Here is a 9024-nt window from a genome sequence, read left to right as displayed (position 1 = left end):
CCCCGATTCTCCCGTCGCCCGCACCCCCGCCCCGGCACCGCCGCGCCAACAGCCTGACGGGATCAGGAGTCGATTTCCGACACAGCCTGCGGCATACCGACGATGAATCGAAGCAGCTGAGCGGTCTTCGCCGACAACATCCTGTCGGCGTTCGCGAGGTGAGCCGCCAAGAGTTCGGCCGTCCTCCCGGCCGGCTTGGCGTAGATCTGCCGCTCGAGTGCGGACACCAGGTCGTTGAGCGCCCGGCCGGCGATGGCGTCCTCGGGATCGGCCAGCAACATCGCGTTCACGGCCAGCCGCCAGGCGCTGTCGCGCGCGGTCAGCAGACGCCAGCCCGCGAGACGTACCGGCGTCGGCCGGGCGGTGTCGAGGAGCCCGAAGAGCCGATCGGGCTCGATGCGCGCGCCCCGGGCGAGCAGGACGACGGTTGCCTGGCGGGTGACCGCGGGGAACTCGTTCGCCTCGATCATGGCGAGCAGTTGTTCGGTGTCGATCGCCCGCGCGCGGCTCTGAAGCAGCCTGAGTGCCTCGACCCGCACCTTGACACGTCGGTGGCTCAGCAGACGCCCAACCATCCCGGCGTCCTCGGCGGTACCGCATTCGCTGAGCCCCGCGACGGCACCGGGCGTCACCGTGTCGAGGTCGCCGCTGAGCAGTTCCCGGTAGTACGCGGCGAAGTCGATGCCCTGCGACTTCAGATAGAAGCGAGCCGTGCCGCGTATCAGGCTACTGCGGTCGGCGAGCGAGGACCGGATCGCATCGAGCTCACCGAGCCGGTTGAGCGCACCGAGCGCCTCGACCCGGACAAGCGGCGAACTGGACCCCAGCATCCGCCGCATCAGCTTCGCCGAGTCCGTCTCGACGTCCGTCTCACCGTTCGTCTCGACGTCTGTCTCACCGTTCGTCTCGACGTCTGTCTCACCGTTCGTCTCGACGTCCGTCTCACTGTTCGTCTCAACGTTGGCTTCCACAGCCAACCGGGCGGCGTATTCGGCGCAGCAAGCCCGGATCATGATGTCGGCATCGTGCAGCGTGGCCTGCACCGCGCGCTCGGCCCCGAGCGCTCCCGTGTGAATCAGAGCCCGGTAAGCGGCTCGGCGCGCCAGCTGGCTGGGGCTTGTCAGCATCTGCTCGAGCACGTGCGCGTGACGGGACTCGGCAATACGTGTCGTGACCAGTTCGACCAGCCAGTGCCCTTGCCGACGTCGCGCAAGGCGCAGAGCCATCGGCGCAATAAGGGCCAGAGCGGTGCCGTCGGCATCCACCCGCAGCCGCCGGATGATCGCGTCCCGCGCCACGTCGCGAACCTGCGGAACCCAGTCCGCCGCGCGCAACGCGAGTACCGGCAGCGCGGCAAGGCTCACCGAATCGCCCAGCAACAGCACAGCCTGCTCCCGCACCGGCCCACTGGAAAACAGCGCCTTAACACACAGCGCGGGCACCGAGTCCGCGTCGGTCGGCCATGGCCGGGCAATCGAGCCCGGCTCCTCCCAGCGCAGCCACTCGCGCACGTCCTCCAGCGCGACCCAGAACCGAGGATCAGCCCGCGCCAGGATGACATCGACGTCCCCCAGCACCGCCTCAGGCGTCCCCACCGCCACATCCAGCAACATCCGCCCAGCGCCATCCGCCTCTGCCGCCGCACCGGCCAGCACCCGTCGGATCGCGCCCCGCACCGCGCCCGGCAACGGCCTAAAGGAGTCAGTCTCGTCTGTCACCCGCCCAGTGTGCGGCAGCGCACGGACGATGAGCAGCTGAATTTACGCTGCTGACCGATCACCGTGGCTCAACGCGCGAAGGCAGTTCGGTCAGTCGCGTGAGTCGCGCGCGCAGGTCGTCCGCGGCGAGATCGGTGTAAGCCTCCAGCAGTAGGGCAGCCTCGGCTCGCGCCGAACCCGCAGCGGCGTCCTGGCCGTCCGCAGTCAGAGCCTCCGCGAGGACGTGCAGTGCGGCCGCGACGTCGAACGCGGTGGCATGGTCGCGGGCCGACACAGTGGCCGTGCGAGCCACGTCGATGGCCTCGTCTCGGCGCTCGAGGCGCAGGAGCGCGTGCGCGAGCGCAGTAAGAGCCCGAGCCTCCCGCCGCCGGTCGCCGAGCGATCGGGCCAGACTCAGACACCGCCAACAGCCTTCCAGCGCCTCTTCGAGTCGGCCCTGCGCAAGGTCCTGCGCGGCCCGCTCGAACGCGACGGCGTATTCGAGCCACCGATTGGCGGCCGAGTCCGCGAGCACCTCCGCAGCCTCGGCAACGTGCCTAGCCGCCTCCTCGAGCCGCCCCGCCTTCCGGGAAACGCGCGCACGTATCAGAATCGGCCCGACCACCATGTGGCCGTTCGCGGCAGACTGACGGAACAGATCGACAGCCCGTGCGGCCAGCTCGTCCGCAGAGGCGTCCACACCGCCGGCCTCCGCGGCATCCGCAAGATTCTCGAACGCCAACGCCCGCCAGACCGGCAGTCCGGCCTCGTCAGCCAACTCCGCGACCCGACGGAAACAGGACTCTGCCTGCGGAAGCTCCCGACCGGAGCGATGGAGCAGCCCCAGACGGTTTTCGGCATCGATCAACCCAGCAACATCCCCAGCCGCAGCAAAGATCTCGCGCGTGGCGACAAGCGCTTCCACGGCGGCCGCAGTCTGCGCGCTCTGAGTCAGCGCCGTCGCCCGCGTCATCTGGACGTGAGCCTCGGCATTCCGATCCTCGAGCCTGCGTGCCGCCTCGAGTCCGAGGTCTGCGATCTCCAGCCACTCGACGAGGTTTCCGGCCGTGGCGTGCAACGGACCGAGCGTCACAGCAAGCTGCCATATTTCCCGATCCAGGCCGCCTGCCGCGCTCGCCGCTCGCACGAGCGGAGGCAGGTTCTCCTGCTCCGTCTGATACCACTCCGCCGCGGCACTCCGGTCGGAGATCGCCACTGGCAGGGCCGTGGAATCGGACTGCGGCTCCGCGGTGAGTACGCCGGGCCGCAGGCTCTCCATCGCCTGGCCGGCCGCGTGGGCGCTGAGCAGGTACCACTGTACGACGCGGGTCAGCGCCCCGGTGCGCTGCTCCTCGGCATCGAGCAGCCGCGCCTGGTCGGCCGCGAAGGCGCGCAGGAGGTCGTGGAACTGGTAGACCGCGGGACCACGCTGCTCGATCAAGTGGGCACCGGCCAGCGTGTCGAGCAGCCCGACCGCACGCTCGAGCGGCTCGTCCAGCAGAGCCGCCGCGCACACGGCGCTGATGCGCGTCCCGGGAAACAGCCCGAGGAGGCGGAAGGCGCGCGCCGCCGCGGAGGGCAACGCACGATAAGACCAGGCGAACACCGCACGCACCGCGTCTGCCTCCGTCTCGTCTTCGGTGGAAAGGGCCTGCCAGAGGGAGGACTCCCCGTGCAACTGCGCTATCAGTGTCTGCAGGGGCATCAGAGGCCGGGCGGCGGCGCGCTCGGCCGCGATCCGCAGCGCCAGCGGCAGGCGGGCGCACAGCCCGGCCAGCTCCAGCAGCGCCTCCGGCGGATCCCCGCTGCGGTACCCGGCGGTGGCAGAGGCCACCAGAGCCACCGCCTCGTTCTCAGAGAGCAGATTCACCGGGACCCGCAACGCCCCGTCCCGCGCCGCCAGCCCGGAAAGGCGGTTGCGGCTGGTGACCAGCACCAGGCAGCCGGAGCCGCCCGGCAGCAGCGGACGCACCTGCCCCACCGTCGCCGCGTTGTCCAGCAGCACCAGCACGCGCCGCTCCGCCAGCAGCGAGCGGTAGAGGGCCGCCCGCTCCTCCAGTTCCGCTGGAACATCGTCCGCGGGCACACCGACGGCATGTAGGAAGCGGCCGAGTACGGCCTGGGGCTCGAGCGGGCGTACGGCATCGTAGCCACGGAGGTTGACGAACAGTTGCCCGCCGCCGAAGCGGTCGCGCACCTGGTGGGCGAAGCGCACGGCGAGCGCACTCTTGCCGACCCCGGCCGTGCCCACAAGGACGAGTACCGACGTCGGCTCGGACGCAGCCGGCTGCGAAGCTGCGTGCAGGCCCCGCAACTCGTCCGCGCGCCCGACGAACCCGCGCACGTCGGCCGGAAGCTGACGCGGCACCACGATCTCCGGCGCCGTCCCGTGGAAGTGCACCCCGCCGGAGATGTCCCGGCCCTGCAACACGTTGTGCGCGACCACTCCGGAGACCGTAGAGGAGACCCCCGCCCCGCCGGAGCCCGCCGGCGCGCCGCGCCCGTCCTGCGCCATACTCAATGCTCACCCCTCCCGCGACTGACTTCCCGGCATTTCGGTGCCCTAACCGCAATCCGGGCAAGGTTCAGGCGCCCACCGCATGCAAGGTTCGCGTCAAGCGCCGCGTAAGCCGAATGAAAGCCCGCCGCGGAATCACCTCCCCGACAGAGCGCGACACGAGGCTGAGTCCGACCACGCACAGCCGCCCGTGATCGCGGAGGGTGGACACAGGGAGATCAGAAGACATGTTCCCATTGACTGGGGGATGGTGCAAAAGCACCTTCAGCGAAGCAAATCCTCCCAATTGCGTGGAGGTGAGGTTCGCCGAGGGACGGGCGATGGTGCGCGACGGCAAGAACCCGGACGGCCCCGTGCTGGTCTTCGAGCGCGGCGAGTGGGAGGCCTTCGAGCTCGGAGTCTTCCACGGTGAGTTCGAGATGCCCCTCGACGACTGACCGGTGCCGGCAAAGGCGACGGCCCGCCCCGCGGATCGCGGAGCGGGCCGTCGTCGCCTCGTGGGCGGTGGGCGCCGCTAGTCGGCCGGGTTCGAGACCCAGGCGGGCCGGGCCACGGCGCAGGAGGCCACGACGATCACCGAGGCGTCCGCGTGCGCCGCCCCGGTCGTCACGGTGAACGCGCTCACCAGCGTGCCCACGACCACCAGGCTGCGCCGCAGTGCCTGCCGCGGCATCGGCCATCTCTTCACGCACGTCCTCCAGTGGCCGCAGATCCAACGTCTGTCGTCAGCATATCGGATGATCAGTGGGCTGCTGTCCGAGCTTGCGGAGGAGTGGGTCAGGGTTCGTATTTAGGCAGACTCGGGGTGAGGGCTCGCCGTCAGTGCTGTACAGAATGGAGTCATCGCACCGACCCCTCGACAGAGCTCGACCGCCGGACTGCTCGTCCGGGTCGTGGGTAGGTACATGCGGTCCGGGGATTCGCAGGCGGTCGTTCGCGGTCACCATGGCCGTGCGACCCATAATGACAAGGGCATTATTCAAATTGATGGACTCAAGGAACGACGCCGAGCCGTGGGTTCTGGCGGCGGATTGGGTGACGCGGCTGCGCGAAGCGCGCATGGAGGCGGGGCACACCCAGGAGATACTCGCCGAGTCCGCCGGGGTGGAAGTGGCCACGTTGAGCAGCTGGGAGACCGGTCGGCGCATCCCGTCCCTGCGCAATCTGCTCAAGGTGGGGCGGGCCTTGCAGTTGCGACTCGTCGTGGTGGAATCGGATGGAGCGGTCCGCGTGGCCAAGGCGCCCGCAGTGGTAGGCGAATCGGGGGAGAACGACGATATCCGTGCGCTGGTCGCGGTTCTGCGCGAGGCGCGGCAGCGGAGTCGGAAGACCTTGGACGCGTTGGCCGCCGGCGTGGGCGTTTCCGCCTGGTCTCTGGCCCAATTCGAGCGATCTCAATTACATCCGCGTCTGATCGTGCTCGCCTCCTGGGCGCTTGAGCTCGGCTGTGTCCTCAGGTGGCAGCCGATTGTTTGATGCTCTATGCATTCGGAAATATGCCCCGTGTGCTAACGCCGAACTCTGATATGAGCACGCGTGCAATCGCACGTGCGGCTGCACGATTGCACGACTGAATTCGGCTGAGTATGCGAATGAGGCGTAGGGGAGAGACGCCTCCGACCGCCGCGACACCCGTAGAGCGGCGGCGAACTGACGAGCCGGGTCGCGCGCCACCCGCGTGGCCGGTGAGGAGGATCGTGATCTTCCGTCTGCTCGGCCAGGTCGACGTGTGGGCGCGGGAGCGCGGCCACACGGTCGGACCACTGAAATCCCAGGCCCTGCTGGCCGCCCTGCTTCTCGAGTCCGGTCGCGTCGTCTCGGTGCAGACGCTCGCCGAGCGGGTCTGGGACGAGCAGATGCCGGTGCGGACCCGAGAGACTATTCATGTTTACATCTGCCGGCTGCGTAAACGGCTGCAGGCGGCAGGGGATGAGCTCGGTGTCATCACCAACAGCGAGTCCGGCGGCTACCGCCTCGACGTGGATGCGGAACACGTCGACGTACGACGGTTCAACCAACTCGTCTCGCGCGCGCGGGCCGCGTCCACGGGCCGCGATCCCCATCGGGCACGCGAACTGCTGCGACAGGCCGAGTCGCTCTGGCGCGGCGAGCCGCTTGAAGGACTGACCGGACAGTGGGCCCAGAGCGTGCGCCACGGCCTGCTCGAGCGCCGGCGCGCCGCGCTTCTAGCGCGGATCAACTTGGACCTGCAGATCGAGGCCGACCGCGAGGGCGTGATCAGTGAGTTGACCGACTACACCCTCACCGGACGGATCGACCAGGGTGCGATCGAGATGCTCATGACCGCGCTGGCCGACGCGGGGCGGGAGGACGAGGCCCTCGAGGTCTACCGTGCCGCGCGCATCCGTCTGCGCGAGGAGCTCGGGGTCGACCCGCGTCGGGAGTTGCTCTCGCTGCATCAGACGATCCTGCGCGGTGAGTTGACGTCCGAGCGCCCTTCCGCGGCTCCCGGCCGGCGCGGCGTGCTGGCCCCGAACACTCTGGACCGCGACCCGCCCTACCTGATCGGTCGCGACGGGGTGCTGGGCGAGATCACGTCCGCGGCGGCCGAGGAACTCGCCAGGCTCGCGGGGATCGCGCTCATCGCGATCGACGGGATGCCGGGGATCGGCAAGACCTCGCTGGCCCTGCGCGCCGCGCACCAGTTGGCGCCGCAATGCCCTGACGGCGCGTTGCAGTTGGACTTCCGTACCCACGATCCACGCCAGCCTCCGCTCGATCTGCGCACGGCCGTCGTGCTGCTGCTCGGAGCGCTCGGAGCCTCGACCAGGGACCTGATGCGCGCGGACTCCGCGGACGAACTCGTCGCGCTGTGGCGTCGGCGTACCAGCGGGATGCGTCTGCTGATCTTCTTCGACGACGTCGACGATGCCGATCAGATCGCCGGTCTGATGCCGGTCACTCCCGGATCGGTGATACTGCTGACCTCACGCAGACGCCTTCCACTGCCGAGCTCGCGTCAACTCACCGTCGCATCGATGAACGGGCTCGCGGCCGTGCGCCTGCTCATGCGGGTCACCGGGCGCCGATTCCCGCAGCAGAGCCAGGAGTTGCGGCGCTTCGCCGCGTACTGCGGCGGTCTGCCGCTCGCCGTCGCCGTCGCTGCCGCACATCTGCGCGCTCACCCGACCTGGTCGCTGGCCGACCTGGTGGAGCGGCTGGAGAATCAGGTCTCGATCCCCTGGCCCGATCAGCTCTCCGCGCCCGTGCATCGTGCGTTCGAGCTCTCCTATCAGATGCTGGCGCCCGCCACTCGCAGCGTATTGCGTCTCGTGGCCAGCCAACCCACCCCGGACATCGGCGTGTACGCGGTGGCCGCGCTCGTCGGGGAGGAACCCGGAGCGGTCGATCTGCTCCTCGAGACTCTCGTCGAACACCACCTGCTCGAAGAGGTCAGCCGTCATCGCTACCGATTGCACGATCTGCTGCGCGCCTTCGCGGCCCGTCGGGCGGTCCAGGAGGACGACGAGGCCGAGCTCTCCGCGGCGATCGATCGCATGATCTGCTTCTACCTTGCCACCGCGGCACGGGCCGAACGCATCGCGCGGCCCCATCGCCGGATCGCCGTCACGATTCCGGACAGTCCGCTCGAGGCGGAACCCCGGTTCGAGCAGGCCGCGGTCGCCGACGCGTGGCTGGAGAGCGAGATCGCCAACCTTCTGATGATCGCCGCCCACACCGATACGGCGGCCACACCAGATGGATACGCCGGCTTGGTCGCCTGCGTCGTGGCGCCGTATCTGGACCGGCAGGGCTTGTGGCCGCGGGCGATCGAGGTGCTCACCCGTGCTTTGGCTGCCGTGGCGGTAGATCAGGACGACCACGCCGATCCCGAGTTCGCTCAGCTTCACCACTACCTCGGGTCGGCGTACCTGCGGGTGAACCGACTCGAGGAGGGGGCCGCGTGTATGGCGATCGCGCTAGAGTCGTGGCGCGTGCAACGGGTTCGGCGCAACGAGGCCGACGCGCTGCACGAGCTCGGGCGAATCGAGCTGTATGCCAATCAGCTGGAGAACGCCGGCGCGAGCTTCGAGGCCAGTGAGGCGCTCTATCGTGAGGTCGGGCACGCTCGCGGGCGGGTCTATGCCGACTACCACCGCGCGATCGTGCTGTTCGAGCAGAACCGGCACGGCGAGGCGTTCGCCGTGGCGCACCGTGCGCTCGAATTGGTCGAGCAGCTGGAGGACGCGTCGCTCGCGTGCGACGTTCTGATCAACCTCGCGGAGATGTACCGCTGGATCGGTCGGGACGAGCCCGCCCGCCGCTACCTCGACGAGGCCGAGCACCATGTCCGAGAGCACCGGAGTCCGCAGCACCTCGCCGCGATCGCGCTGAATGCCGGGATCCTCAGCCATCGGGCCGGCGATAACGCGGCGGCTGCTGTGTCGTTGCGTACGGCGCTGAAGTTTTACGAGACGTTGGGAGATCGGGGTTGCCGGATCGACGCGCTTACCGCGCTGGCGGCGGTGCATGGTGCGGGCGATCTTGACGCGGCGCAGGCGTGTGTGGGGGGTGCGCAGGATCTGCTGGAGGAGATGCGGGATGCGCAGCGTGCTGCGCGGCTTGAGGTTGTCGTGGCGCAGTTGCTGATCCGGGCTGGGCAGGATGTCGAGTCCTGCGTGCACCTGCGTACGGCGATCGAGTACGCACAGCAGGCTGATGCTCCGTTGGAGGAGATACAGGCTCGCGCGGCGCTCGGCACGACCTTGATGGCGTTGGGGGACGAGCAGGGGGCTCGGCGCGAGCAGCGGCGGGTGCGGAGTCTTCAGCATCGGCTTGGGGGCGGGG

At 69.2% G+C, this 9024-nt stretch carries 6 protein-coding genes; 3 read left to right on the top strand and 3 right to left on the bottom strand.

Annotation, left to right across the window (positions count from 1 at the left end; translation table 11 throughout):
* Positions 1 to 62: 62 nt before the first annotated feature.
* Complete coding sequence (locus KDL01_RS35860; protein ID WP_212533155.1) at positions 63 to 1718, bottom strand: hypothetical protein; 1656 nt, start codon at positions 1716 to 1718, stop codon at positions 63 to 65.
* Between the two features lie 58 nt (positions 1719 to 1776).
* Complete coding sequence (locus KDL01_RS35855) at positions 1777 to 4143, bottom strand: ATP-binding protein (protein WP_212533154.1); 2367 nt, start codon at positions 4141 to 4143, stop codon at positions 1777 to 1779.
* Positions 4144 to 4442: 299 nt separating this feature from the next.
* Here KDL01_RS35855 and KDL01_RS35850 point away from each other — a divergent pair, with 299 nt between their 5' ends.
* Positions 4443 to 4652: a DUF397 domain-containing protein gene (locus KDL01_RS35850; protein ID WP_212533153.1), complete on the top strand. Its 210-nt coding sequence runs from the start codon at positions 4443 to 4445 to the stop codon at positions 4650 to 4652.
* A 77-nt stretch (positions 4653 to 4729) separates the two neighbouring features.
* Here KDL01_RS35850 and KDL01_RS35845 read toward each other — a convergent pair whose 3' ends face one another.
* Entirely contained in the window at positions 4730 to 4888 is a 159-nt protein-coding gene (locus KDL01_RS35845) for a hypothetical protein (protein ID WP_212533152.1), read from the bottom strand.
* Positions 4889 to 5160: 272 nt separating this feature from the next.
* On the opposite strand from KDL01_RS35845, the gene KDL01_RS35840 reads away from it, so the two are divergent.
* Positions 5161 to 5691: a helix-turn-helix domain-containing protein gene (locus KDL01_RS35840; RefSeq protein WP_212533151.1), complete on the top strand. Its 531-nt coding sequence runs from the start codon at positions 5161 to 5163 to the stop codon at positions 5689 to 5691.
* 221 nt (positions 5692 to 5912) lie between these two features.
* Positions 5913 to 9024, top strand: a 3112-nt coding sequence (locus KDL01_RS35835) for an AfsR/SARP family transcriptional regulator (RefSeq protein WP_212533150.1), incomplete at its 3' end; no start/stop codon positions are given.

Source organism: Actinospica durhamensis, assembly GCF_018139695.1.
In the GTDB taxonomy this organism is placed as follows: Bacteria; Actinomycetota; Actinomycetes; order Streptomycetales; family Catenulisporaceae; genus Actinospica; species Actinospica durhamensis.
This window is presented reverse-complemented; position numbering and strand designations above follow the sequence as displayed.

Coding starts and splice junctions, on each gene's coding strand:
- KDL01_RS35850 (WP_212533153.1), top strand. CDS start 4,443: ATGTTCCCATTGACTGGGGGATGGTGCAAAAGCACCTTCAGCGAAGCA.
- KDL01_RS35845 (WP_212533152.1), bottom strand. CDS start 4,888: ATGCCGCGGCAGGCACTGCGGCGCAGCCTGGTGGTCGTGGGCACGCTG.
- KDL01_RS35840 (WP_212533151.1), top strand. CDS start 5,161: ATGGCCGTGCGACCCATAATGACAAGGGCATTATTCAAATTGATGGAC.